Origin of the sequence: Mesorhizobium sp. M8A.F.Ca.ET.207.01.1.1 (genome assembly GCF_004794715.1) — a bacterium.
Lineage (GTDB): Bacteria > Pseudomonadota > Alphaproteobacteria > Rhizobiales > Rhizobiaceae > Mesorhizobium.
The window spans coordinates 1-327 of record NZ_SRUS01000342.1; the positions used below are offsets into that span (position 1 = coordinate 1).

Genomic DNA, 327 nt, shown 5'->3' on the forward strand with positions numbered 1-327 from the left:
CCCAGGCCGTTGATGTTGATGTCGTGCTTGAACGGCAGTGCGGCCAGCACTTCGATGCCCAGGTTGTCAGCGATGAAGTACTCGCCGGTGATGGTCGGCTTGACGTCGTTGTCGACGTCGACCTTCAGGGTGCCGCCGGCCAGCCAGCCGTTGTTCGACTTCGGTGCCACCTGGTGCACGCCGGCCGAAACGGTCCAGTCGCCCTTGGACTGGGCCATGGCCGGGGCGGCGGCGAGGGACAGGGCGGCGGCCAGGCTGGCCACGATCAGGGGGGAGGTCTTGCGCATGGGGGTGTTCTCGTTGCTGGGTGGATGGCGACAGTCTCGG

Annotated in this window: 1 protein-coding gene; it reads right to left on the bottom strand. The window is 67.0% G+C overall.

Annotated features, from left to right (window positions below; all coding sequences use genetic code 11):
* Nucleotides 1-287: OmpW family outer membrane protein (locus EN850_RS34835; protein WP_281407315.1), on the bottom strand; the 287-nt coding region annotated here is incomplete at its 3' end.
* Nucleotides 288-327 lie beyond the last annotated feature (40 nt).